This is a genomic window from Chitinophaga niastensis (assembly GCF_003014755.1).
Classification (GTDB): Bacteria; Bacteroidota; Bacteroidia; order Chitinophagales; family Chitinophagaceae; genus Chitinophaga; species Chitinophaga niastensis.
Window position 1 is genome coordinate 1,470,904 of sequence record NZ_PYAW01000002.1, and the last position, 26,426, is coordinate 1,497,329.

General features: G+C 42.9%; 23 protein-coding genes. 7 read left to right on the forward strand and 16 right to left on the reverse strand.

The annotated features are described in order from the left end of the window. The first annotated feature begins 9 nt into the window (after nucleotides 1-9). From CLV51_RS14345 to CLV51_RS14365, 5 genes are all read left to right on the forward strand, one after another. Complete coding sequence (locus CLV51_RS14345; RefSeq protein ID WP_106528701.1) at nucleotides 10-1,182, forward strand: FecR family protein; 1,173 nt, start codon at nucleotides 10-12, stop codon at nucleotides 1,180-1,182. Nucleotides 1,183-1,249: 67 nt separating this feature from the next. Beyond that, on the forward strand, nucleotides 1,250-4,642 hold the full coding sequence (locus CLV51_RS14350) for a TonB-dependent receptor (protein WP_106528702.1): 3,393 nt from the start codon (nucleotides 1,250-1,252) through the stop codon (nucleotides 4,640-4,642). A 12-nt stretch (nucleotides 4,643-4,654) separates the two neighbouring features. Next, nucleotides 4,655-6,184 carry a RagB/SusD family nutrient uptake outer membrane protein gene (locus CLV51_RS14355; RefSeq protein ID WP_106528703.1) on the forward strand — a complete coding sequence of 510 codons (1,530 nt, stop codon included), beginning with the start codon at nucleotides 4,655-4,657 and terminating at the stop codon, nucleotides 6,182-6,184. A gap of 30 nt (nucleotides 6,185-6,214) precedes the next feature. Further along, a complete protein-coding gene (locus tag CLV51_RS14360; protein ID WP_106528704.1) occupies nucleotides 6,215-6,937 on the forward strand; it encodes a 3-keto-disaccharide hydrolase in 723 nt (240 codons plus the stop codon). 256 nt (nucleotides 6,938-7,193) lie between these two features. Then, nucleotides 7,194-9,587, forward strand: coding sequence for a glycoside hydrolase family 2 protein (locus CLV51_RS14365; protein WP_106528705.1), 2,394 nt, complete (start codon nucleotides 7,194-7,196; stop codon nucleotides 9,585-9,587). 109 nt (nucleotides 9,588-9,696) lie between these two features. Here CLV51_RS14365 and tsaA read toward each other — a convergent pair whose 3' ends face one another. From tsaA to CLV51_RS14400, 6 genes are all read right to left on the reverse strand, one after another. Beyond that, the gene (gene tsaA, locus CLV51_RS14370) at nucleotides 9,697-10,095 is read right to left on the reverse strand and encodes a tRNA (N6-threonylcarbamoyladenosine(37)-N6)-methyltransferase TrmO (protein ID WP_106528706.1); all 399 of its coding nucleotides are present in this window, start codon (nucleotides 10,093-10,095) and stop codon (nucleotides 9,697-9,699) included. 61 nt (nucleotides 10,096-10,156) lie between these two features. After that, complete coding sequence (locus CLV51_RS29440; protein ID WP_211301995.1) at nucleotides 10,157-10,981, reverse strand: DoxX family protein; 825 nt, start codon at nucleotides 10,979-10,981, stop codon at nucleotides 10,157-10,159. Between the two features lie 92 nt (nucleotides 10,982-11,073). After that, complete coding sequence (locus tag CLV51_RS14385; protein ID WP_106528707.1) at nucleotides 11,074-12,309, reverse strand: RNA polymerase sigma factor; 1,236 nt, start codon at nucleotides 12,307-12,309, stop codon at nucleotides 11,074-11,076. 60 nt (nucleotides 12,310-12,369) lie between these two features. Beyond that, on the reverse strand, nucleotides 12,370-12,705 hold the full coding sequence (locus CLV51_RS14390) for a YciI family protein (RefSeq protein ID WP_106528708.1): 336 nt from the start codon (nucleotides 12,703-12,705) through the stop codon (nucleotides 12,370-12,372). 65 nt (nucleotides 12,706-12,770) lie between these two features. Next, nucleotides 12,771-13,244 carry a carboxymuconolactone decarboxylase family protein gene (locus tag CLV51_RS14395; protein WP_106528709.1) on the reverse strand — a complete coding sequence of 158 codons (474 nt, stop codon included), beginning with the start codon at nucleotides 13,242-13,244 and terminating at the stop codon, nucleotides 12,771-12,773. Between the two features lie 362 nt (nucleotides 13,245-13,606). Further along, entirely contained in the window at nucleotides 13,607-13,975 is a 369-nt protein-coding gene (locus CLV51_RS14400; protein WP_106528710.1) for an iron chaperone, read from the reverse strand. Nucleotides 13,976-14,236: 261 nt separating this feature from the next. Between CLV51_RS14400 and CLV51_RS14405 the strand changes: the two genes are divergently transcribed. Beyond that, on the forward strand, nucleotides 14,237-15,037 hold the full coding sequence (locus CLV51_RS14405; protein WP_106528711.1) for a class I SAM-dependent methyltransferase: 801 nt from the start codon (nucleotides 14,237-14,239) through the stop codon (nucleotides 15,035-15,037). 66 nt (nucleotides 15,038-15,103) lie between these two features. On the opposite strand, the gene CLV51_RS14410 is transcribed toward CLV51_RS14405, so the two are convergent. The 8 genes from CLV51_RS14410 to CLV51_RS14445 all read right to left on the reverse strand — a co-directional run bounded on the left by CLV51_RS14410 (nucleotide 15,104) and on the right by CLV51_RS14445 (nucleotide 22,610). Continuing rightward, nucleotides 15,104-15,634 (reverse strand): OmpA family protein, encoded by a 531-nt coding sequence (locus tag CLV51_RS14410; protein WP_106528712.1) that lies wholly within the window; start codon nucleotides 15,632-15,634, stop codon nucleotides 15,104-15,106. Between the two features lie 165 nt (nucleotides 15,635-15,799). After that, nucleotides 15,800-16,774, reverse strand: a complete 975-nt coding sequence (locus CLV51_RS14415) for a S41 family peptidase (protein WP_158267021.1) — start codon at nucleotides 16,772-16,774, stop codon at nucleotides 15,800-15,802. A 72-nt stretch (nucleotides 16,775-16,846) separates the two neighbouring features. After that, nucleotides 16,847-17,629 carry a helix-turn-helix domain-containing protein gene (locus CLV51_RS14420; protein ID WP_106528714.1) on the reverse strand — a complete coding sequence of 261 codons (783 nt, stop codon included), beginning with the start codon at nucleotides 17,627-17,629 and terminating at the stop codon, nucleotides 16,847-16,849. 28 nt (nucleotides 17,630-17,657) lie between these two features. Beyond that, nucleotides 17,658-18,650, reverse strand: a complete 993-nt coding sequence (locus tag CLV51_RS14425; protein WP_106528715.1) for a glycosyltransferase family 61 protein — start codon at nucleotides 18,648-18,650, stop codon at nucleotides 17,658-17,660. Nucleotides 18,651-18,787: 137 nt separating this feature from the next. Then, entirely contained in the window at nucleotides 18,788-19,432 is a 645-nt protein-coding gene (locus tag CLV51_RS14430; RefSeq protein WP_106528716.1) for a hypothetical protein, read from the reverse strand. A gap of 45 nt (nucleotides 19,433-19,477) precedes the next feature. Next, nucleotides 19,478-20,491 (reverse strand): glycosyltransferase, encoded by a 1,014-nt coding sequence (locus CLV51_RS14435; RefSeq protein WP_106528717.1) that lies wholly within the window; start codon nucleotides 20,489-20,491, stop codon nucleotides 19,478-19,480. Nucleotides 20,492-20,600: 109 nt separating this feature from the next. Beyond that, nucleotides 20,601-21,617, reverse strand: coding sequence for a glycosyltransferase (locus CLV51_RS14440; protein WP_106528718.1), 1,017 nt, complete (start codon nucleotides 21,615-21,617; stop codon nucleotides 20,601-20,603). Between the two features lie 51 nt (nucleotides 21,618-21,668). Further along, nucleotides 21,669-22,610 (reverse strand): nucleotide-diphospho-sugar transferase, encoded by a 942-nt coding sequence (locus CLV51_RS14445; RefSeq protein WP_106528719.1) that lies wholly within the window; start codon nucleotides 22,608-22,610, stop codon nucleotides 21,669-21,671. A gap of 119 nt (nucleotides 22,611-22,729) precedes the next feature. On the opposite strand from CLV51_RS14445, the gene CLV51_RS14450 reads away from it, so the two are divergent. Further along, complete coding sequence (locus CLV51_RS14450; protein WP_106528720.1) at nucleotides 22,730-23,485, forward strand: glycosyltransferase family 2 protein; 756 nt, start codon at nucleotides 22,730-22,732, stop codon at nucleotides 23,483-23,485. 22 nt (nucleotides 23,486-23,507) lie between these two features. Here CLV51_RS14450 and CLV51_RS14455 read toward each other — a convergent pair whose 3' ends face one another. Together CLV51_RS14455 and CLV51_RS14460 are read right to left on the reverse strand one after the other, a co-directional pair. Further along, complete coding sequence (locus CLV51_RS14455) at nucleotides 23,508-24,488, reverse strand: glycosyltransferase family protein (RefSeq protein WP_106528721.1); 981 nt, start codon at nucleotides 24,486-24,488, stop codon at nucleotides 23,508-23,510. A 27-nt stretch (nucleotides 24,489-24,515) separates the two neighbouring features. Beyond that, nucleotides 24,516-26,339: an ABC transporter ATP-binding protein gene (locus CLV51_RS14460; RefSeq protein WP_211301996.1), complete on the reverse strand. Its 1,824-nt coding sequence runs from the start codon at nucleotides 26,337-26,339 to the stop codon at nucleotides 24,516-24,518. Nucleotides 26,340-26,426 lie beyond the last annotated feature (87 nt).

Genomic DNA, 26,426 nt, shown 5'->3' on the forward strand with positions numbered 1-26,426 from the left:
ACTTATACTTTGGACAGTAATATAGATATAAAAATATTAGAAAAGTACCTGGATGGTACTGCTTCTCCGGAGGAACAGCAGCTCATTGAAGCGTGGCTGGCCGAAGGGGAAGATCATGCCCCGCTGTTTGAGGACGAGGATTCGCAGGAAGCAATGCAATACAGGGAAACGGCTAAAGCAGCTGTGCTTGAAAAGTTGTATGAAACCGATGCTATCAGCAAACCTGGTCGTAACCGGCGCATCATATTATTACGTGTAGCCGTGGCAGCATCAATAATGGCTGCTATTGTAATGACTGCTACCTGGTTTCAGCATCATATAACGGAGAGCCATATACGTAATCCTGTTTCGTTAAAGGGAGCCATGCCGTATAAATCGCGTAATAAGGCGGTGCTGGAGCTTTCGGGCGGAAGGACCATTGCGCTGGACGCTATCGCAGCCGGACAAACGCTGCAGGATGGAGCAGTAACCATCACAAAAACAGCGAACAATGAAATTGAATACCAGCAGGTAGCTGCCGGACAGCAGCAACCTGTTGGTATCCATAAATTAAGTGTACCAAAATCATCGCAGTACATTGTTGTATTATCCGATGGCACCAAAGTATGGCTGAATGCGGGATCAACCATCAGCTTCCCCGCCGCATTTACCGGCAACAGCAGGGATGTGGCCATCACCGGAGAAGCCTATTTTGAAGTGGCTAAACAAGTAGCCGCTAACGGCGGAAATTATCAACCATTCAGCGTAGCTACCGGAAAAATGTCGGTGCTGGTATTGGGTACCCATTTTAATATCAATGCTTATACAGATGAACCTGCTGTCAGTACCACTTTGCTGGAAGGTAGTGTACAGGTAAAAGTGAACAAACAAAAAATACAGATCAGACCGGGAGAGCAGGCGCAGTTGAACAATACCGGAAAACTGTCAGTATCACAACCAAATCTTGAAGAAATAGTAGCCTGGCAAAAAGGCTACCTGCAATTCGATAACACGCCACTGGAGGAAGTATTCAGGCAAATTGCACGCTGGTACGATGTGCACGTTGTTTTTAAAGGAGGAGTCCACCAGGGATCTTTCCATGGGAAAATATATCCCGGTATGAAACTACCGGAAATACTCCGGGGCCTGGAAACAAACGGCGCCAGGTTTACTTTCAATGGAACCAGCATTATTGTAGAATAAAATCAGACACGCGCATTCTCTAGCCGGCTATTTACTGTCGCAACATTAACCACTTAAACACGAAAGTATGGAACAACCTGTAAAAAGACTCCTTTCAGGGAGGGCCCGTGCCCGTAAAAGTTTGTTATTACTTATCTGCATGCTCACTGTCTTCCGGGGCACTGCTATGGCCGAAAAGCAAACAAATAAAATTAGTCTGAATGTGACCGATCAACCATTGGAAAAGGTCTTCAAAAAAATTGAAGCAAAAACAGATTACGTATTCTGGTACAAAATGGATGTGCTGAAAAAAGCACAACATGTAACTATCAAGGTGAATAATGAAGACTTACTGCAGGTCCTGGAAAGCCTCTTTAAAAATCAGGCACTCACTTACAGTATTGAAAAAAATATTATTGCTATTAAGGAAAAACAGGCAAATGAACTTTCCGGTGCTATGGCTACAGCAGCCATACTGGCGGTGATCAAAGGGAAGGTGCTGGGCGAGGACGGATCACCACTACCAGGTGTTACTATTAAAGCAAAAAGCAATAAAGCTTTTGCTACCACCGATGAACATGGTCTTTTTACCATTAAAGTGGATGCCGGCGAAACACTTATTTTTTCCTATATCGGCTACCAGCCTGCTGAGGTAGTAGTGAAATCGGAAGAAGCCCTAACCATTATCATGAAACCTTCTTTCGATAAATTATCTGAAGTAGTGGTAGTAGGTTATGGTACACAAAAGCGTGCTAATCTCACTGGCGCAGTGGCCACCATCAATTACGATAAAGCTCTGGAGAACAGGCCTATCACTAACCCCAGCCAGGCTTTGGCGGGTAAGGTGGCCGGTGTATTCGTAAGCCAGAACTCCGGCTCTCCCGGCGGCGATGGCGCTACTTTGCGCATTCGTGGTTTTGGTACTTTAAACAACACCGATCCGCTGGTGCTTATTGATGGTATTGAAGGTAAACTGTCAGAGCTGAACCCCGCAGATATCGGCAGTATCACTATCCTGAAAGATGCTGCATCTGCCTCTATATATGGTTCCCGTGCGGCAAACGGTATTGTGCTGGTGACTACCAAAAAAGGCACCTATAATATGGAGCCCGTGTTATCTTACAACGGATACTACGGCATGCAGCAACTGGGCAGGAAATATGACCGTATCAATAACAGTGTGGAATTTATGAACCTGTGGAACAGCGCTGTGGTGAATAGCGGCGGTGATCCACTGTTTCCAAGGAATATGATGAATGATTTCGGTAATAACAAAGACCCATATCTTTATCCGAATACAGATTTTTACAAAGAAATATTTCGCACTGCTCCGATTACGGAACACAATATTTCTGTAAGAGGTGGTGCTGCCAAACAAAATTTTTTCTTATCTGCTAATTATCTGTCGCAGGACGGTATTATTCGTCAAACCGACAGCAAGCGCTATGGTGTTAACTTTGCGATCAATAACAAATTAAAGGACTGGCTGGAAGTAGGCGGCCGTGTGCAGATCACCCGCAAGATCACGAACAGCCCGGTGGATGGGATTGACCGCATTTATTATATTATGTCCAATGGTGGTTATCCTTTTATCGCACCATATACAAAAGACGGCCGGTTCGGCGCTACACAGGCGCTGAAGCCGGATGGCTCTCCCATTGTGGATTCCCGTAATCCACTGCCGGATCTGTATGATGGTAATAGTCAGTATGTCAATAATTTTTTCAGGGCTAATCTTAATGCTACAGCAAATATTACCAAAGACCTTACTTTTAAAACGATGTTTACCGGCCAGTCAAATAACAATCGCCGGGATAAACACAACCAGCTCAATTATGTATATACCGCCGGTGGTATCCAGGGAAAGGTATTAGATTATCCTTCGCAGATAACACTTTACAGAGCCAATAACGAAGAGTTTTACTGGGTGTATTATAACACGCTCAACTATACGAAATCATTTAATAACGTACATAATTTTTCTGTTATCGTAGGTACACAGGCAGAGTCATATCAGTTGAAACCCATGTCCGGTCAGAAGTCTGACCCGCCTAAAGCCGGGCTCAATGAAGTAGATGCAGGTACCAGCAATGTACAGGCCGGGGGTAATACTACAGAATGGAGCATGCTGGCTTATTTCGGAAGAATTAATTATAACTACAGGGAAAAATACCTGCTGGAAGCTAATCTTCGTGCAGATGCATCTTCCAGGTTCAGGCAAGGTAACCGCTGGGGTTATTTCCCGTCTGTTTCTGCAGGATGGGCCATGGAAAAAGAAAACTTCATCAAAAATATTGCGGCTATCAGTCAGCTGAAATTACGTGCTTCATGGGGACAGCTCGGCAATCAGAACACGAATAATTCGGATGGTTCTGTTAATAATTATCCATACATCGGGGCTGTTACACAAACTAACGGTACCAGCTATACGGCGGGCGGCCAGTTTGCACCCGGTGCTGCCATCACCGGGTTGGTAGATCCTAATATCAGCTGGGAAACCACTACCAGTACAGATGTTGGTTTGGATGTAGGGTTGTTCAATAATGCATTGTCTGTTGAACTGGATTATTTTAATAAGAATACAGATCAGATACTGGTGCAACTGCCCATCTCTTCCACACTGGGAGAAGTAAGCGCGCCGATTCAGAATATCGGGAAGATGAGCAACAAAGGATTTGAATTTTCCGTGAATTATCATTCTCCGGAATATAGATCCGGCTTCAGTTATTCTATTGGAGCAAATATCACCTATATCAAAAATATGGTAACAAAATTCAGGGCAGATGCACCGGATCAGTTGTGGCTCATCAGAGAAGGGATGCCTTATAAAATGTTGTACGGCTATAAATCAGTGGGTGTATTTCAATCTGATAAAGAAGCCAGCGAGTACATGAGAAATAACGGGTATATACCTAAAGCAGGTGATTTAAAATATGAAGATGTAAATGGTGACGGCAAACTGGATTATAAGGATAAACAATCGCTGGGTAATACATTGCCTAAATACACCTATGGCATTACGCTGGGCGCCAATTATAAAAACTGGCGCCTGAACATTGTAACACAGGGACTGGCGGGCATCAGTGGCTACAACCAAAGTGCATGGACAACACCGCTGGGTATTTCCGGTGGCACATTGCTCACCAGGTGGAAAGACGCCTGGACACCGGACAATCACAGCAATACTTTACCACGTATAGTCGTGAACGATACCTGGAACAGGTATGAATCTTCTTTTTGGGTGCAGAACATGAGCTATTTTAAGATCAAGAATATACAGTTGTCATATCAACTGCCGGCATCTTTACTGCACAGTATTCGTTTCAAAGGCGGAAGTATTTATGCCAACGTACAAAACCTGCCTTCTTTTACCAGTAAAGGATACCTGGGTTTTGATCCGGAGCAGAACACCTTTGCAAACGGCAGTACTATTTACCCGACACCTGTTATCACTTCTTTTGGTATTAATCTGCAACTTTAAACTGAACTGATTATGAGATATATATTTCTGACAATAATAGCAACGGCATTATTGGCAAGTGGTTGCTCCAAATCGTTCCTGGACAAAAAACCGGATGACCGCATCACGACAGATAATTTCTGGGCAAATGAATCTGATGCAACCCTGGCGTTGTACGGTGTTTACAATGTGTTGCATGAATCTTTTGTATATGGCTATGGTGGCGGGTTTGATGCCTGTTCTCCCAACGCCTACCAGTGGGCTTACTGGGAAGGAATGGAAAAGCAGGTAGGTAACGGAACTATTTCAGCCAACGATGGCGGTATTGTAAGTGGCCGCTGGCAACAATGTTATACCGGCATCAACAGGGCCAATACCTTTATTGAAAATATCGATAAAGTAGCGATGGACGATGCGCTCAAAACACAGATGAAAGGAGAGATCTATTTTTTAAGAGGCGTCTTTTATGCTTTGCTGGCAAATAGTTACGGCGGTGTACCTGTATTCACTAAAACAATCACTGCAGACCAGGCCAGGGCCATGAAACGTAATTCGGAAGATGAAACATGGGCACAGGTGCATGCTGATTACGATGAGGCTATCAAACGCCTGGGCACCACCGCACCTATAACGGGAAGGGCTACACTGGGAGCTGCACTGGCAATGAAGCTGCGCGCTTATTTATATAAAGCCAACTGGGATAAAGTATTGGAATATGCAGATAAAATTGATGCACTCAATAAGTACAGCCTGTTCCCCAGCTACCACGGATTGTTTCAGCTGGCCAATGAAAATAATGCAGAAGTAATGTTTGATGTGGAATATATGGACGGCCCTTTCCAACAAGGTAGTTATTTTGATCGTCACTGGCAGCCGCAGAATATGAAGTACGGCATAGATGGGTCTAACTCAGTGGCACCTATCCAGAATTTAGTGGATGCCTATGAAACGATCGATGGCGCACCGGTAAATCCGGCTACGCCTTATGTCAACAGAGATCCGCGGCTGGACTTTACCATCCTCAGGCCTGGTGCGTATTTCCAGGGACAACTATATCCTGTGGAAATTAAGAACCATACCGGCCAGAAAGTAGGTTATTCCATCAGGAAATATACTATAGAAACACAGCAGGTAGTAGCCGGGCAAGAGCCATTAAATTTTATTATTTTCCGTTACGCAGATGTATTACTTTCGAAAGCAGAAGCGTTGATAGAAAAAGGTACAGATGTACCACAGGCCATACGACTCATCAACCAGATTCGTACTTCCCGTACTGATGTAAAGATCACTGCGTTGCCAGCCAGCTTATCGCAAAGTGATGCGCGTGCAAAGCTGCGCCATGAAAGAAGAATTGAATTTGCGCTGGAAGGCCTCTATTGGGATGATGTAAGACGCTGGGGAATTGGAAAAGATATTTATCCGATTGAAGTACGCGGCGCAGACGGAGGACTCATTGAAACTAAATTCGGCAACGGTTATGTACAGGAGAAATCAATTCATCTGCCGATTTCTAACAATGAAATCTCTATCAATAATAATCTGACACAAAATACCGGGTATTAAAATTAGATGTAGACTTTGAAAAATGTAAACATGAAAAAATTAGTTGTATTGTCTGCTGCCGTTGGCTGTATTGCGCTGAGCGCTGCTTTCAGCCAGGCAACTGTAAGAGAAGACAGCGGTACACACCATCAGGCTGCTGCAAAAGGCTGGGTAAATTTATTTGATGGCAAAACCCTTAATGGCTGGCATGGCTTTAATAAGGGTATGCAGCCCATTGCCAACTGGGAAATAAAAGATGGCGCGCTGGTATGCGGGGGAGGTGCTTCCAGCGAAGATATTGTTACCGATAAAAAGTACGGGAACTTTGAGCTGGAATGGGAGTGGAAGGTAGATAAAGGCAGCAACAGCGGCGTTATGTACCATGTGGTAGAAGATAAAAAATATCATGGGCCATCCGAAACCGGTCCGGAATACCAGATCATCGACGATGTTACTTACCCGCAAAAATTAAACGACTGGCAACAGGCTGGCGCCGATTATGCGATGCATCCCGCAGGCGCTAACAAAAAACTGAAACCGGTAGGAGAGTGGAACAAAAGCCGTATCATTTTTAACAAAGGCCATGTAGAACATTGGCTGAACGGCGAAAAAATTGTGGCATTCACCGCCTGGGATGCTGACTGGACCCAAAAAAAAGGCGCCGGCAAATGGAAAGATTATCCTGATTATGGTAACGCTAAAACTGGTGTGATTGCATTACAGGACCACGGAAACAAAACGTATTACAAGAATATACGCATTAAGGCATTGTAGCATTTTTGAATTACAAACGGTTGCAAAAGCCGCATGGATCGTAAGATTTATGCGGCTTTCATTTTTTTTTATTTTTAATGATGAACTTACCTATTTTATCATTATTTTACTTGGTAATTATATATTCTGAAGAAGTATTTGCCTGGCACACAGCTAATATTTTGATCCCCCAAAGATGATCTACGGACTCCATAGGTAAGCATTATCAACCGGCTTTTTAATAACCATCTATTTAAAATCAAGCACAAAACCAGCCATGTTAAAACCAGTAAAAAAGTATTTGTTTCCAGCCACTGCATTGTTGATTTTTTTGGTAAATAATACGGAAGCGCAGCAAAATTATCAGCTGCAACCTATACCGGTGCAAAGCCGGTGGGCAGCTGATGTAAATCCGGAAAATGCATTGAAAGAATATCCGCGCCCTCAAATGGTGCGCAAAGATTGGCAAAATCTGAATGGTCTGTGGGAGTACGCCATTACAGCTGATGATAATGCCAAACCCTCCGCTTTCGATGGACAGATCCTGGTGCCTTATCCCCTGGAATCGGCATTGTCGGGCGTGAAAAAGGGATTGAAACCAGAACAGCGTTTATGGTACAAAAAAACAATCGCCATTCCTGCTGCCAACGGAGAACGTACTTTGCTGCACTTTGGGGCGGTAGACTGGCAAACCAAAGTGTACCTCAACGGTAAGGAAGTTGGCGGTCATACAGGTGGTTATACGGCCTTTACTATTGATATTACTGATGCTGTTAAACCCGGAGATAATATCTTGCTGGTAAAGGTCTATGATCCTTCAGATCAGGGTGTTGGTCCACATGGCAAGCAGGTGCTGAATCCTGCGGATATTTATTATACCCCAAGCTCCGGTATCTGGCAAACGGTATGGCTGGAAAGGGTGCCGAAAGATTATATCACAGGACTACGGATAACACCTGATATTGATAAAGGGGTGCTTCACCTCACTGTGAATGCGCCTGCGGGTTATACCGTTGAGGCCACTGCTTTAACAAACGGTACGGAGACCGGCACTATCAAAGGAGCGAGTGGCGCAGTACTGCAGCTGCCGGTGAAGAACGCCCAACTATGGTCCCCTGGTAATCCTTTTCTGTATGACTTATCTGTACGATTACTAAAAGGCCGTAAAGTGGTAGATGAAGTGAAAAGTTATTTCGGGATGCGGAAGATTTCTATTGGCAAAGATGATAAAGGAGTAGATCGTATCTTTTTAAATAATGCCGCTTATTTTAACCTTGGAACCCTTGACCAGGGCTTCTGGCCTGATGGTCTGTATACGGCGCCTACTGATGAGGCGCTGTCGTTTGACATCAGGGCAATTAAGGCGATGGGCTTTAATACCATCCGTAAACACATCAAGGTAGAATCTGCAAGATGGTATTATTGGGCAGATAAACTGGGCATGCTGGTTTGGCAGGATATGGTAAATCCCAACCAGGGATTACCTGAAGGAGCTAAAGCAGCTTTTGAACAGCAATGTAAAGAAACACTGGCGCAGCTGCACAACTCCCCCTGCATCACTACCTGGGTATTGTTCAATGAGAAGTGGGGACGCTTTGATCAGCAACGGTTAACGGAGTGGATTAAACACACAGATCCCTCCCGGCTGGTGAACGGGCACTCCGGTGAATACCTGTATGTAAACGGAAAACTGCGCAGTCCGAGTCCTAATGCCTACGTAAGTGCAGACATGACCGATATACACAGTTACCCGGATCCGATGAATGCCTTGCAGCTTCCCGGTAAAGCCAGGGTACTGGGCGAGTTTGGTGGCATCGGGGTCTTCATTCCCGATCACCAGTGGAACACGAGCAGCGCATGGGGCTACATCATGGAAAAACCCGCCGGGTTGAAAGCCAAATACACCATCATGAACCAGCACTTGCAATTGCTGCAAAAAGAAGGTTTATCTGCCAGTATCTACACCCAGCCATTTGATGTGGAAGGAGAACAGAATGGGCTGATAACCTATGACAGGGAAGTAGTAAAAATTCCCTTTACAGAAATAAGAAAGATCCATGCCCCGCTAAATCCGGATATGGGAGAGATGCCGGCAATAATTGCTAAAGATGCAGACCTGACAGAGCCCGGAACCATTTATAGCGCGTTATTACAGCAATACATAGATGGCAGGAGAGATGCACCTTTTTTAAAGAAACTGGCGATGATGGCCACACAGGTGGGCGATAAAGCAGGAACAACCAGGATAGGCGGCGAATATATTGCTTTGATGAAACAGCCTTATTCGGCAGAAGACCTCGGCTATGTGATGCAGGTAACAAACAGTACTAAAGACAACGGTTTCCCTATCATCACAAATAACATCGAAGCCGTTGACAACGCGATGGGCGCAAGACAGGCAGAAACAAAAATGATGAATATTATTTATCAGGACCAGATCAGTCCATTTGTTTCGGATGACAGCACCAATCCGGATTGGGAAGCCATTCACACATCGATTAAACCTTATGGCGCACCAGGAGAAGAAATATTCCTGCGGGCAAAAACTATCTATCTGTTAAATAAACAGGATAAAGCCGGGTTTAAATCAGTGGCGAAGGAATACCTGGACAAGTACGGACAGTTTGTAAAGCCGGAGGAAAAGAAGATATTGGAAGCTTATATGAATTAAGCAAGACAATGAAGTGAGGATAAAAATCAATTTTTATGTTTGATTTTATTGTGCCCGGGTAAAAAATGCCGATAAATAGTATTTTTTATCCGGGCAATAATAGTTTGATCTATTTCTTCCATATCGGCTTAATATCAATTAAGGGCGTATTGTCAATAACTTCCAGCCCTGAAACGCTTATCAGACCATCATCTGAGACCGAAAGCACTTTTACCGTATGAATACCAATGGGATTAGGACGATCAGGAGATCTTGTTGAGAATACACCAATAAGCGGAGCATCCTGATTATTCCGGGGATAACATTTAATGACAGCCCTGTTAGCCACATGTAACCACGTTAATAATAGTATTTCCGAGCCCACAGTTATATTCTGGATACCTTCAATAAACTCCGGAAAAATTGTTATCACTGCTTCCGGGGCATTTTCATTTTCCTGCAAAGGGCATTCTTCGATTTTTTTTAAGGAGGAATGTATTTTACCAATGTATTTTATTACTGCTTCCATGTGCTGATAAAAAATAATTAGTGAGTAATGGATATTATTATCGCTGTGTTAAATGTACAACTTAACGCTGTGCAAGATCGCGGCGGGCCGGCGGACGCAGTGCCCAGGAGGCGATGGTGATACCAGTAAAGAGGAGCGGAAACACCAGCTTTCCGGCACCATCACCTATCGCAAAATGGGAGGCAGCGGCTCCTGTCAGATCGAAGATAGTGCCGGCGTAAGCCCATTCCTTTAACCGGGGGTAGCGTGGGATGAGTATCGCCAATGCGCCAAGCACTTTCCATACGCCGAGGATTACACAGAAATAAACCGGGTAGCCCAGATGTGTCATGCCTTCCAGGAGGTAGGATGGTCGCAGGATGTCTCCAATTCCTCCTGATCCCAGCTGGAACACAACGAGCGCAGTAGTTACCCAGTAAGCGATCCTGTTGCCCCGGGAAGAGGTAATTATAGTAGAGGCTCCTTGTTCTCCACGAATAACCAGCGGCGCAAAGTCGCGGCGGGCTGGTGGACGCAGCGCCCAGGAAGCAATCGTGAGGCAAACGAAGATGACCGGACCCACTGCATCAGCACCATGACCGATGACCAGATGAGAGGCAGCAGCTCCGGAGTAAACGAAAACCAGTCCGGCATACACCCATTCTTTGAGTCGGGGAAAACGCGGGGCGAGCAGTATTACCACGCCGAGGGCCTTCCATACACCCATAATGGTGAGCATATAAGAGGGGTAGCCTAGTTGCTCCAGGATAGTGCGGACAAATGGTATTTTCATGATGTCCCACACTGATCCAACTCCTGTTTCTAAAGCAATGATTCCGGTGGTAACCCAGTAGGCGATGAGGCGGATCCGGGAGGAAGTAAATCTTATGTCCTTATTCTCTTTCATGACTTTGATTTTTAATTGATGTAGTGTAATTATTTGTTTACATCATAATAAGTACTGAGAAAGCTGAAATAGGACAATAGGGGAGATTATTTTTATGTAAGGCTATCGATTTTTTCCTGGATACCTTGTTTTTCAGTTTGCGTTTTGGCTAAAGCATAAGCCTTTTTTAAATTTGATGTTGCTTTGATGTTGTCAATGTTTTTGTAGAGTTCACCCAGCAGCAGAAAATAGAAATGGTTGTTTTCCAGTTTGAGTTTTTCAGCTTCCAACAAAGCCGCTTGTTGCCCATTGGCCTTGTATAATGCAAAAGTCCTGTTAAGGGCCACGCTGGGGGAATAATTAACCAGCAGCAGCTGATTATACAATTGCAAAATGTCTTCCCATTTTTCCCGGGTATCTTCTTTTATGCAATGCCAGTAAGCAATTTTTGCTTCTAAATGATAGGAGCTTATTTCATCTCCTTGTGCTGAAAGATGCAGGAAATGGTTGCCCTGATTTATTAATGCGGTATCCCATAGCGCTTCATTTTGCTGTTCGTATAGCACGGCAGCATCTTCGTTCGTTTGCCTGGCATTAAACCGGGAGGCATGAAAACACATGAGCGCCATTAAAGCATTTGTTTTGGGCCGGTTGGTTCTTTCATAGGTTGTTAGCATTACGCCCAGGCGCAGTGCTTCTAAGCACAAGTCTTTTTGCAAAATTTGATTTTGCGTTTTGGAATAATAACCTTCGCTGAAAAGCAGGTAAATAATGTGTAAGACATTATCGAGGCGGTTTACTATTTCATGCTCCGATGGGAGTTCCATCTTTACTTTTTCAATGCGCAATTTTTCTTTTGCTCTGAATAGCCTTTTATTGATGGTTTCTTTGTTGGATAAAAAGGCCTCGGCAATTTCATCAATACCAAAACCGCAGAGGATACGCAGTGCTAACCCAATCTGGGCTTCACTGGCAATGGCCGGAGTACATATGGCAAAAAGCATTTGTAGCTGGCTATCTTTAATATTTTGCTGGGAAAAATTTAATGCTTCTATTTCAATGGTTTTTTCCTCCCTTGAAGTTAATTCGGGGAGTACTTTTTTCTCAAAGATTTTATTTCTTCGGAAATGATATAACGTTTTTTGTTTGGCTACCGTGTAAAGCCATGCGGTTGGATTTTTTGGAATGCCTTTGGTTTCCCATGTTTCCGTTGCCAGCAAAAATGTTTCACTCACAATGTCTTCTGCTATTTCAATATGTTGTAACCCAAAAAGTTTGCTGATAACGGCAACCATTTTGGAAAATTCCTGCTGGAATAACTGTTTTAAAGATTCGTGCGCTTTTTCCATATATAATAACAAAAACCCCTCTCGCAGGAGAGTGGGTTTTTGTTTGCTAATGTTGATGTATTAAATAATAGCCCGGATTTCAACACTGCCATTGGCATCCAGGGCAGGACAGCCATGGGCTAATGTGGTTGCATCCTCTAAACTGTCGGCTTTAACAACTATAAAACTACCTAACCGCTCCCTGATTTCAACAAAAGGGCCATCCGTAATAACACCACCCGCTTTCAGCACTTTGCCTTCCAAAGCAAGGCGGGTACCATTGTTGGTTAATTTTCCCTGCGCAGCTATGCCTCCAACCCAGTCTGCCCATTTTTTACCAATGGCCTGCATCTCTTCTTTTGGTGTATTGCTGTAGTCATAGCTCGGCTGACGGAATATTAACATGAAGTCTTTCATTTTATTCTTATTTTAATATGTTATTGAATGTATGAATTAAATTAATTTTTTGCCTGAATTAAGCACTATTTTGCTGACACTGCATATGCGCCGGGTTGGTAAGTGCCCACTGCAGCGCCGAAAGCAATATTAACACGATTGTAACTGTTGATGGTTATAACCGCAAAAGTAAGATCAATCAGTTCTTCTTCAGAAAATTGTTCCCTCGCTGCTTCATAAATATCATCCGGTACCTGACCTCCCTTGATTTTTGTCAGGGCTTCGGCCCAGGCCAGTGCGGCACGTTCACGTTCAGTATAAAAAGGTGCTTCCCTCCATGCATCTAAAACAAAAAGACGCTGTTCAGTTTCACCTGCTGCACGCAAATCTTTGGAGTGCATATCCAGGCAAAAGGCACAGCCATTGATTTGTGACACCCTGAAATAAATTAAATGAAAAAGCGATTGTTCAACCGGTGATTTCGCCAGGTATATTCCCAAGCCATATAAAGACTTCATTGCGCTTTGACCTTTTTCGAAAACATTAATTCTCTGTACCATTTTGTTTTATTTTAATCGTTATTGAATGTGATTACACTACAATAATGATCGGTAGGACAGAAATTGGACATCTTCCGAAAAAAAATTTTAAACAACCCGGAAAAGCTGCAATCGACACAATTTATTTATGTAAAATATAATTATATATATTCATTCGTATCAGACAATAATGATTGTTTTTTGATAAAGTGCTGCCGCTGTGCGAGGATGCCTCAGAAAGATTACCGGAAGATCTGCAAGGCAGATTAGGCAAGATTCCCCGTAAGGTAAAAGCAAAAATGTAATTTCTTTTTAAATAGTATATGGAAAGGCTGGAGTTATATCCGGCCTTTTCGCTTAGGTACCTGGAACGGCAATCCCCCTTACTTTTTCTCTTTGGGTTTTAGATTCTGCTGTACCCTATATTTTACAATTTTGGTTATCAGGCCTAAAGGCATTGGTTGGTTCAGCGGAAATTGAATCGAACCTTTTCCTGTTTTGTAAACAGAAATTTCTTTTTTTAATGCTTCATCAACTATCGGTAGCGGATAAAACCCGATATGATTTTTGAAAGCTGCAAAGTAAACCAGGTTACCTTTAAGCGCGAAAGCAGGCATGGCATAACTGATTTTTTCTGTTGCATCAGGCGCTGCTTTTTTAATAGTCGCACGAACCTGTTCCAAAATTATTTGAATCTCTTTTGGAAAACCGGCGATATATTCGTCAATGTCGTTCGGTTTGGTTGTTATCATACGATTACATTTTTTTGTCTGTCAGTGTTATAAGGATTGATGACCAGTGAGATGGATAGTGCCTCGTCTTGCGGTGTTTCCTATTGCCTGAAGATGTCTTACTCCCGTGCTTATTATTTTTTAAGCAACCGTTTGGTTGCAAATATACGCGCTACTATTCGGTTTCTCAAATTTTTCATTTTTTTAGCACAATAAATTAATCCCGTTTTTTTATAGCTTTAGCGGATGGCGATGATGAACGCCATCATATAAACTATAAGCATGAAAAATGAAGCAACTGAAAGAGCTAAGATGCCAAAAGGAACATCCGCAGTATTAGACAGCAGGAGTTTGCAAAATAGTTATGCTACCTTAATCCCCATCCTGAAAAAGGGAATGAGGGTGTTGGATGTAGGCTGCGGCACTGGCGCCATTTCAGCAGGTATTGCCAATGTGGTTGGTGAAGAGGGATATGTTGTTGGCATAGATAGTAGCGATCATTTAATTGCTAAGGGAAAAGCGGATTATGCAGCTATCAGTAATTTAGAATTAATTGAAACAGATTTATTTAAGTACAACCCGGCAGAAAAATTTGACCTGATTGTTTCTGCCCGTGTGTTACAGTGGTTAAGCAACCCTGAAGAAGCTTTGCTGAAATTTAAAGACTTATTAAAGCCCGATGGCGAAATATCAATTTTAGATTATAACCATACTGCATTAGAATGGAAACCGGCCCCACCAGCAAGTATGGCGAGGTTTTATAAAGCCTTTTTAAACTGGCGCGCAGATGCCGGCATGGACAATGAAATTGCTGATCACTTAGCAGCCTCCTTTCACCAATTAGGATTTCATTCAATAACAAGTTTAAATGCGAATGAAGTATATAAAAGGGGAGAGGAATCCTTTATAGATAAAGCCGGCATCTGGTCAAAAGTGGCGGAGTCAAGAGGCCTGCAAATGGTAGAAGGCGGGTATATTACTGATGAGGAACGTATGAATGCAATAGCCGATTATAATGCGTGGATAGCGGATGATGCTGAATGGATGATGATGAAATTGAATGATATCCGGGCTAAAATTTAGATCTACGCATATCGAAGAAGACATAAAAAAAACCGCATCTGCCAGGATGCGGTTTTTTATTATCAGTTAATTTTTTACATCATACAATATCACAAACTCCACTCTTCTGTTTTTTGCCTTACCGGCTTCTGTATCATTTGTGTCGATAGGGTCACGATCTGCCAGTCCCCAGGTAAACATTCTATCGTTGCTTACCTTATCTGTATTGAGCATTTGTTTTGCGGCAGTAGCGCGCTTTTCGGATAGCTCACGGTTGTAATCGGCAGCGCCGGTATTATCTGTATGTCCGGTGATAAGGATCTTGGTTTTATTGTATTTGTTCAGCACATCAGCAAAATGTTCAAACGTTGGTTTGATCTTATCATTCAGCTGATCCGATGAAGAGGCAAAGAGTACATTATTGGGGAAGATGACTTTCAGACTGTCCTTGATAATGCTTACATCTGCTTCATTCAATATATTTTTCAATTCTTTGTACTGCTCATTCATATAAGCATGCTGACTGGTGCTTTTTTTTGAAGAAGCGCAGGAGGCCATAAAAGCAATGGCTATAACAGCGTATAGGCCGTAACGTGAGGTCAATAACATTCTTTTCATGTTGGATGTATTTGACCGCAAAGGTATCTAAAATATAGATTATCAATATGTTGTGTTGATTATCTTTAATATTTTAAAAAGCATATATGCGTTATAGTTATCTTCTGACAGCTATTCTTAAGGAAGCCAGGCAGGCAAGGGTTTGCAAAGTACTGCGTAATAAACTCAGCGCTTTTCTTCTTCGCACAGCTTTTTCGCGCGTTCCAACTCTTCCCCTGGTGCTGTTGTATAATCAGGCTCAACACCTTTTCCTTCCCATGAATCGGTAGTGCCGGGATAGGTAGTCGCAGCAATAGAAACAGATAGGAAGAGTGCATCATTCACGTAAAGAAAAGTGTTCATGTTGGCAGCACCTGCGGATGTTTGTCCGATTATTTTGGCGCGGTTGTTTTTTTGTAAGACAAAGGGAATCTCTTCTCCCGCAGAAACGGTTTTTTTATTGATAAGCACATACACCGGTTTCGTATAGGCTGGCTGCGTAAGCCAGTTCACTGTTTTCACCTTTTCCTCTATACCTGTCCGGTTACGGGATATCAGTATTGTTTTGCCGGGTGGCAAAAAGAAGCTCTCAAATACAGCGTCCACATCACTGCCACCACCAACATTATCCCGAAGGTCTATTATCAGTGCGCGTGTATTGGCTACAAATAACATCGTTGCATTTAGTAACGCCAGACTTTTACGTGAGATGTTAATTTCCGACAGCCTGATATAACCTATATTATCTTCCAGTATGCGCGTTTCACGGAAGCCATAGTTATTGATTGCAGCTTGGGGACCGTAGAAAAACATATCATCTCCTGCGTCGGCAGTTGTATCCTTTGTCAGGAGGGACTTTGCCACGGCCGGTTTATTTCGCACATATAAGTGCCCGTCATGACTGAACCGTTTTAATATCCCTGTGGTCAGGGTATCCATCTCTTTCCATGAACTTACCTTGTCAAAAGCGCCTTGTCGCTGTTCTTGTAAAAGATGATCTGCAATAGCCTTCCCTTTTGCTTCGGAAACATAATTTTTCTCCAGCAGTACAGCTATTTTATTAATGGCAGCCAGCATTTCCGTTTTGGAAAAATCCTGTGCCTGCACATGGCCTGCTGCCAGTATACACAGCAACAGCGTGTTTACAATATATTTTTTCATAATTCTGGTGTGTGATAATATATTGTAAAGTTGCATCAGGGACAGATAATGAAATTGTACCAGATTAACCTGCTATAATTTCATATAGTCACCTGGCCGGAAGCCGGTGTAAGATTTAAAGGCCCGGATAAAATGGCTCTGATCAAAAAAACCGCAGGTGTAGGCAATATCGGTAAGAGAGTGGTGTGATTGTTTCATCAGTGAAAGCGCTCTTTCTACTTTCAGCTTGCGGATGTAAACGCCCAGTGTGCAATGAAAGTAATGTGGGAAATAACGGGAGATGCTGACAGGGTGTAGTTGCAGGATGGCAGACAGTTCATCCAGCGTCAGATTTTCTTTCCAGCGATCGTGTAATAGCTCACGCAATTGATGGACCCATGCCGGTATTACACGGGTTTTGCCGGTAACCTCCGCACTGAATGCCTGCAGGAGTAATTGCTGGATGGCCACAACACTGCTGCTGTCACCTATCTTACTTTCGTTTCTGATCCTGAGCATGGCCAGTTTGAGATCAGGATGACCAGCAGATGCCTGGTTAAAATCCAGCTCATATTGTTTTAAAAAAGTATCTCCTATCTCCACATTAATATTGAGGGAAGGAAGTTGTGTGTTCCTGTTACGGTGTATTTCCCCGCTGTTATAGAGTAGCACATCGCCGGGTTGCACACTGTATTCCTTGTGTGTCCGCTGTTCCAGGTTGCCACCTCTGGCGATAAAGGTGATATGATGATTTTCATGACAATGCCAGTCTTCAGAAACCTGCTGTTGGTACTCTGTTTCACTTACCACTACGCCGCCTGCTGAAAAGCTGGAGGTATTGGTACCAAGATATATGGCTGTTTCAAGTGTTATCATCTGTTACATGACTGTGTGCTCCGGAGCTTTAGTGCTCCATCAGCTGTAAAACCTTATCCAATTGTGTTGTATCAACAGTTATATCAGCAATATACGTATCCCTGGAAGAACCTTGATTAACAAGATAAAAATAATCCTGATCTACTGCTGATGCCAAAGAGAAAAAACAATTGTTGTGATCATCTCCTTCATTCCGGAGTTCAAGAATCCGGCCATTGGGAGGCATAAAAAGCATGTTGGTTAACCCCGCACCATGTAGGCCTGCCAATACTTTGGTGCGGGACATAATTTCCAGTTGTTTTTCGAAACTATAGTCCTCAAAAAAGTGGATTTCATAACCCCGCCTGAGCAGCACGGCTTGTACGGCATCTTCGTTTGTGATCTTTCTTTTGGTAGCTTTCTGCCTGCTGATGTAAACTTTTCTATTAATTTCGTGTTCACTTTTTTGGATGAATTTATCCCGTATAAGTTGTATCAACGTTTTATTATAGTTCCCGGTAGGAGCAGTATAGCTGGGTACGATCAGTTCCTTTACCCTCACCCTTCTTCGTGGATCATAAAATATCACCTCCACCTGGAGCATCCGCAGGCTTTGGGTGATATAAGGTTTGTCTGCATATCTTTTGGGAAGGATGACCGACGTGGTATTTTGCCAATCACCTGCTGTCAGCAGCCTTGGTAGCGCATCGGTGAGCCAGTGGAAGTACTCTGTACTCCATTCATTTATAACCCATATGGCACGCGGTATGGTATGTGCAGGTTTTAAAAAAAGTAAACGTCTTTTTAATAAGGACTTGTTGGAAACCTTCGATAAATGAGAATGGTGAAGGTAATAAGTGAAATGCCGCAGACTAAAAAAAGTGTCTTTGAGTATACTTACATTTTTAAATTTTGAAAGTGTTGTTTTATGTATAGGAGTTGTTAAAACCTTTTCAAATAAATGAAGATCATCTTTGTGCAGGTTAACCGGTTCCTTTCTTACAGCCAGATGGGCCTCATAAACAGTATTCTCAAATTCCATGGCAGTCTGTTAATTAATATACAAAGGTAGCAATTAATTATAGCGTAGTGTAACCAGCCCTGAAATTATAAAAGACATGATTATTTCCCTTAATTACCAGGATGGCCATGTCTTTTGTTATCAGGGAGATATCAATATCAGGATAAGACTGCTTTACATTTTTTAAAGAAGCCATCTGACAAATTATCCCTTGAATAAAATGCATGATAGATAGCATCGTTATAAGTAGTACCGGGGCCAAAACGGGTATGTTCCGGATGATACAGGGACCATTTATCTTCTTCAATTTCAGTGGGCCACCAGTATTTAACGTTGCCACCATCTCTGATAACGTGTTCAGTAAGGTTTTGACCGGCATCCATATCCGGGAACATATTCATATCCGGATAATCAAGTGCTTTTAAATAGGCGGTTGATATGGCAAAAAAGAAAGGAGATACATACAGGTTTCTGGCATCCCGAAGGTGATTGGCTGTTTGTGCTGCACCCACAATAGTGCGTGTTTCCAGGAGATCTGCCAGCAGCAATTGAAACCATTCTTTTCTCGTAGGGATACAATCAATATCAAAAAAAATGAGGTAATCCGTATCTTTTACATGCCTGCATATACTATTAAGAAAACCACCATGGCTAAAGCGTTTATCAAAAATCTGGTTGATGCTTAACCCAAATTTCTGAAATACAGCCCGCTGCTGTTTAGGTACTTCCGGATTAACAAGATGATTGTAAAACGAGAATATCTTAAACAAAGATTGTGAGGGTTGTTTTCTTTTAAAAAGCATATTACTGTTTTTTAGTTATAAGACATATGTTAGATAACTTACTTTTTATGATTGGCGATAGAGGAACTTTTTGATCATGAGCCGGGTATAATCAGATTTGGATGAAAAAGGGGAGAGGTAAAAGAAGGTCATGGCTTCGTTAATGACTTCCCTGCTGCTGATCCCTAATTTGATAGCGATGATCCTGAACGGAGCCAGGAAGAGCAGGCGCCACCTGTTTTTATGTTTATTCCTGTTGTTCAGTTTAACAGCGAGATCATATTCCCCTAACACTTTCCTGGAATCCATAATACCCTCCATTAGTTTTTCGCGGTGGTGAATGGTCAGTCTTTCTTTAGGAATGAAATGCGTTAAATACATATCTGCCTGGTAGTGCAGCTTATATCCCCACAATAGCAGCCGTTTGCAGTATTCGAAGTCATCCCCGGTACTTAGTTTTTCTCCGTTCCGTCCATTGAGCAGGGAAGGATACTTTTCGTCATTGATACTGAGGAACAAGAGCCTTCTTGTAACAAGTCCGGCACCTAATACAAATCCTCTGTGGCTAACATCACCGGATGTTTGAGCGGGAATCCCCAATGCATATTTATCCTTGTATTCTTCAAACCAGTCGGGGTATTCCGGGGCATCGGTGGCAGGTGCATTTTGTCCGCCGCCGGCACCGATGTTGCTGTCGTGCGCCATCATTTCCCAGGCCAGGTACACGTAATTTTTGCCAAGCCAGTTATCATCATCACAAAATACAAGGCATTCATATTTCGCTGCGATGGCGCCTGTTTTCCGTGCATACATCTGCCCTGGTATTGGTTCTTCTATTACCCTGAAGGTAGCGTTGGAAGGAGAGAAGGAATGCCATATTTCGATAGCACTGGCAACAGTATTGTCTTTTGAGGCATTGTTCACGAGGAGGATTTCCCAGGAGAAATCTTCGGGAACCAGCTGTTCAGCCAGGTGCCACAAGGTTTGCGGCAATCTTGCTGCGCTGTTGTAGCAACAGATAATGACGGACACTCCTTTACCGGACCGTTTTTCCTGACTCGTAGTATACTGATCATCCATTCTTTGGAGATTTATTCAATATGATTACTCGCTATGGTCTATCCGTTACAGTCTGTAGTTATGGTCTTATCCGTTATGGTCTATCTATTATGGCTTATCCGGTATTCTTTTAATTTAGCTTCAAATATTTTGATATGGTGATAACGCCTGTGGGAACTGGTTTGTTTAAAGCCGTGTAGGCGCCTGTATTTAATCCAATGAAATTGATCAGGTCTAACGATTTTACCGGGTTGGTGCTGCACTTCGCTGCCAGTAATTTTTTAAAAGTCTTCCTGAAAAACTTCGCCGGCGGTATTACTTTTCGTTGCACATTTTCCTGGTATTCCGGAAATACTTCCAGTATACAGGTATAATAACATATGCTGGTGCCGTAGACTAGTTTTTGCAGATATTTGAAATTGGCCCTGCTGCCCGGAATCATATGTTTCATATGTAAAGCGGGTGCCACGCCGGCGGCATATCCTTCTTTGATACAAAGTAAAACCATTTGGGTGTCTTCCCCGCTGCCTTGCTGGCTGCCTTTTCTGCCTGCAAGTGTAAAGTGGCCATCCGCTGCATATTTATTGTATTCTTTCAGCATGGCGGTGTAGGTGCAAAGTCCTGTGCCAAAGGGGTAGCAGGTCTGCCATTCTTTTTCGGCGGCAAAAGCAATCTCCTTTTCATGTCGCTCCTGGAAGGCAATCTGTGCATAGCCGGCTATATCAGCAGGTATCCCGTCAAGAAAATCTACCCATATATTTCCTGGTCCCCAGGCAGCCACCTGTGGGTATTGCGCATTTAGTTTTTTCAGCTCCTGCAGATAGTTGGCCGCAGGCTCATTGTCGTAATCAAAGTAAACGCTTTGTTTGCCGCGGGCTTGTTCAATAGCTGCCATGCGTGCATATTTAACTCCCTGCTCTGTTACCAGTATGGTTTTCATGAAAGGCATCCTGTCAAGGTAATGCTGCACTAATGGCAGGCTGCTTACGGGTATTGTACTGTTATTATCCACCAGTATAACTTCTGCACTGATACCGCTCCGGTCGAGCTGGAGAACAGCTTCCAGGCAACGTTTTAATAAACGTTCATCCGGGTTATATGTGCAGATGATGATAGAATAATCAAGTTCATAATTTACTGATGTCATCCCAAACTAGTATAAAGTGCTTACTAAAATAATTATTATCACGGATAAAATTCACTTAGCGAAAAAGCTTTTCAGCCATCTTTTAATGCGTCGCTTGGGTTTGTTATATCTTCTCCATTTTGCCGCAAGGTTAAATTCGCTGTTCAGAAAGTAGTAGTCTGCTGCTTTTTCGGGCAGCATAATATGCGGGTGTGTGATTTCGCCAAGTTCAGCCACCGGGAGGTTGGCATTATGTGCATCCGAAAGGATCGTGTGTGTGGCATCTACCCCGAAACCTATATTGCTGACCAGGTTTACATTAGGCGTTACACATAGTCCGTTTTCAAAGAAAGTATTAAACTGCAGCTGATAATCCCAGGTATCTATTTTACCTGCTTTCACGTTCTTGAAAAATCCCAGCCATTCCAATACAAAAAAGCGGTCATCGCAAATCTTGGGTAATTGTGCTACCACATCTTCCTCAGTATATTTCGACATTGTAACATCGTATTCTTTCCATACCCTTCTCCAGCTGGCCCATCCCCAGATATTGCTGAGTTGCGAAAAGTAATAGCTGCCTGTACCCCAGGTTTTACCATGTTGCAGATTGTTGCCGGTGATGTTACGGATACGGGTGTCGTGCCTGTATTTATTCAGCATGGTATCACAAAAATAAAAGAAGCTGTTGTTGGGTACACAGTCATCTTCCAGTATAATGCCTTCTTCTTCCTGTTCAAAAAACCAGCTGATAGCGCCTGATACGGCTAATTTGCATCCTTTATTTTCTTCCCTGAAAAGTGTTTTAACGGTGCATTCCCAGTCGATGCCGGCAACAGCGGCTCTGGCTTCTTCACAGCGCCGGGCATCGGTTGCATGGCCTTTACGGGGACCGTCTGCAGCAATATACAGGCGGGCGGGTTTTACAGCTTTTATTTTTTCAAAAACCTGCCTGGTCACATCCGGTCTGTTGAAAATGATGAATAGAATAGGAGATTGTACGTTATAATTTGTCATCTTGCGTAATTCAGTTGGATAAAGTAGTTCACTCGGTAATTATAATGCAATAATAACTTCCATGTACTATTTTAGACATTTGTTTGTTAATTTTAACATGCAATTTAATATATAATCGAATGAATGAACGATCAGGTGATGTATTAATTAGTATAATCATCGCAACCTATGATGCAGGTCAACACCTTAGAGAATGTTTGCAATCCATCACATCACAAGCAGTAAAAGCACTTGAGATTATTGTAGTGGACGGCGGTAGTAAAGATGAAACCATTTCTATTTTAAAAGACGCTACGCTTCCCATGCTTACCTGGACCAGTGAACCGGATAAGGGTATCTACGATGCACTGAATAAAGGAATCGGGATGGCACGTGGAAAATGGATATATTTTTTAGGTGCTGATGACCGTTTGCTGCCTGGTTTCAGTGAACTCGCGGCACACCTTAAAGACGACCACACAGTTTATTATGGCAACAGCAAAGCTTATTATGGCGATGCCCCCGGAACCCTGGAACTGTTACAAGGCAGTTTCAGCAATTATAGACTGGCCAAACATTGTATGAACCATCAGTCTATTCTTTATCCGGCAACCGTATTTCAAAAATATACCTATAACCTGCGCTATAAAGTATTGGCTGATTATGCACTCAACATCCTGTTGTGGGGCGATAATAGCTTTAAGAAGATACATTATCCGCTTACCGTTGTGCGATATCATATGGGAGGCTTTTCCTCAGCGGTTAAAGACCAGGCATTCCGTGAAGACAAACTACAGCTTATCCGGAAAGGAATGGGCTGGAGAACGTACATGCGTTTACGATTCAAGCGTCTTAAAGTAAAACTGAAGCTGGGAAAAGAATTCTGGGAGTCATAACTGATTAGCTGTTGAACAAACGCTAAAAAAACTTTTTTAACAGTCTGTTCAACAGCTTTTTTTCCTGCTTTATTGGATAAGCTTCCTGCTCCTGCTCTATTAGATAAGCTTCCCGCGTGATAGAATAGCTGCTCGTAAACTGCTGGTAAAAATCATGACGGGCTGCTTTTAATTCTTCATTATATTCCTTGTGAATACCTTCTAGGTCAGGCCTTTCGGCCATTGTGAAGCGGTCATAATGAACCAATGGCAACTCCATCGTATCTATTTTGAATGAGCTGAAGTGATAAAACTTCAGTGTTTCAGTATCATTCACATAATATTTGCCGGCTTGCTCACTTAAATATCTTTCATGGATATTCCATGGAGCCATATTTAGTCCATAATCCTGTAATATTTTTACATTACTGAAAAATATAGGTACATGATTAATCGGTAGCTGATCCACAAAGATGCCTTTCTCTGGTGCAATATATCCAAGCTTGTAGGTCCATTCCTTCCACCATGCCAGCATGGCGGTGCTTTCCTTACTTTTATTAACACCAATAAAGCCGAGATTATATAAGCCATAATTCAGGAAAGTATTTTCCCCGGGCTTTTTGCCATCAATAGGTATTGGTGTGTACACATGCGGTGTGAGCAGGATGGAAACAGTATTCAGTTCCTCAAACAGGTGATGCAGCGGTGCAAAAACTTTAATATCCGGATCAAGATATAATACTTTGTCAATATTCCTTTCGTTCAGCAAATATGCTATTGCGTGTGGCTTTATGCAAGTATTCAGCTCTATAATATTATAACGGAGTGCCAGTTCTGGCAGTTGTTGTTCTATGGCGCTCACGGGTATTACTTCATCTGCGAGAGATGCATAATCAATTGCTTCCTGTTTTTCATCACAGAGAAAAATATAGAATTTTATATCCCGGTGATGCTTTTTTATAGATGCACCCAGTATTTTAGCCTGGGCGAGGTAGTTGTTGGAACAGATGGTAAAGATCACCATTCGAGACTAAGTATTTTATTAGAAAAATCAATTACTGTTAAACGTCTGCATGTCTATTAACCTGGCGTACAATCCTTTTTTCTCGATTAATTCCTGGTGGGTGCCTTGTTCAATGATCTTTCCTTTTTCCAGGACTATGATCAGATCGGCATTTTGAATAGTACTCAGGCGGTGCGCAATGATGAGGGAGGTACGATTCTTCATCAGGTTGTTAAGGGCGTCCTGTACCAGTTTTTCAGATTCCGTATCCAGTGCGGAAGTGGCTTCATCCAACAGCATGATAGGGGGGTTGCTTAAAACAGCCCGGGCTATACAAATACGCTGGCGCTGTCCACCGGAAAGCTTCACCCCCTTGTCTCCTATATTAGTCTGGTACTGATTTTCCGTTGCCATGATAAAGTCATGCGCATTGGCAATCCTGGCGGCGGCAGTTACTTCTTCTATAGTGGCGTTCGGCTTACTGAAAGCGATATTATTAAAGATCGTATCGTTAAAAAGAATAGATTCCTGGTTTACAATACCCATCAGGGCGCGTAAAGACTCTATGGTAACGGATTGTATGCTCTTTCCGTCTATCAGTATGTCGCCGGACTTAGGCTGCATAAAACGGGGGATGAGGTCCATCATAGTAGATTTACCGCCTCCGGAAGGCCCTACCATCGCTACGGATTTTCCTTTGGGGATGGTAAAGTTGATGTTATGCAATACGGTTCTGTCGTTATAGGCAAAAGAAACATTTTCAAAAGTAATAGCTTCTTTAAAACTATCTACCGGTTTAGCATCCGGAGCATCCACGATAGCCGGCCTTTCATCTATAAGGGCCAGTACGCGCTGTCCTGCAGAAACACCTGAGTGGATACTGCTGAAAGAGGAGGTAAGGGCTTTAGCTGGTCGCATGATCTGTGAAAACAGGGCGATGTAGGCAATAAACTCTGCCGCACTCATATCGCCTTGTTTGGAAAGCACCAAAGAGCCGCCATACAATACGATGCAGGCTACCATTGCAATGCCAAGGGTTTCCGATACCGGAGAAGCCAGCTGTTGTCTTCTGGCCATAGCCCTGATAATATTGGAATAACGGAGATTCTCGTCGTTAAACTTGTTTTTGATATAATCAGTAGCATTAAATGACTTAATTATCTTGATACCACCCAACGCTTCATCCAGATAGCTGATCATATTGCCGTAAGACTCATGTGATGCTGCTGCCTGGTGTTTCAGCTGTTTAACAATTTTGGAGATGATAAAAGCAGATACCGGGATCACCAGCATCGTCATCAGCGTGAGTTTGTAAGAAATGATGAACAACATCACCAGGTAAGTGATCAGGGTCAGCGGTTCCTTGAAGATCACCTGTAAGGTGCCGGTTACGGAATATTGCACCACCTGCACATCGGAAGATACTTTGGAAATGATCTCTCCCTTTCTTTCATTATTAAAAAATCCCAGGTGCATGTCCATTACACTGTTAAATACCGATTTCCGGAGGTTTAACAACGTATGTATGCGCATATTTTCCATAATACGCTCGGCGAGATAGCGAAACAGGTTACCCAGTACTACGGAGGCGAAAATGGTCAGGCAAACATATTCTAACGTGCGCTGCATGCCATAGGTGCTGCTCGCCCATTTGGCGTAATAGGTCAAAAGTTTGAATACTTCCAGGGGATTCTCAGGTTTGGTAACAACATTTCCCATACTCTGATCAAACAAGGTAGTGAGCAAAGGAGCCAGCAACGCGAGATTAAGGGTGCCAAACGCAATGGCCAGCAACGTGAATATTATATAAGGAATTGCGAATTTCTCAATTGGTTTTGCGAAAGATAAAAGTCGGAAATATGTCTTGATCATAAATAATGCTGTACGTAAAAAATTAACCAGGGGCGAAATTACTGATAATTTTAGGATTTGCCTATCTAAAAGACGTTAAAACCTGAT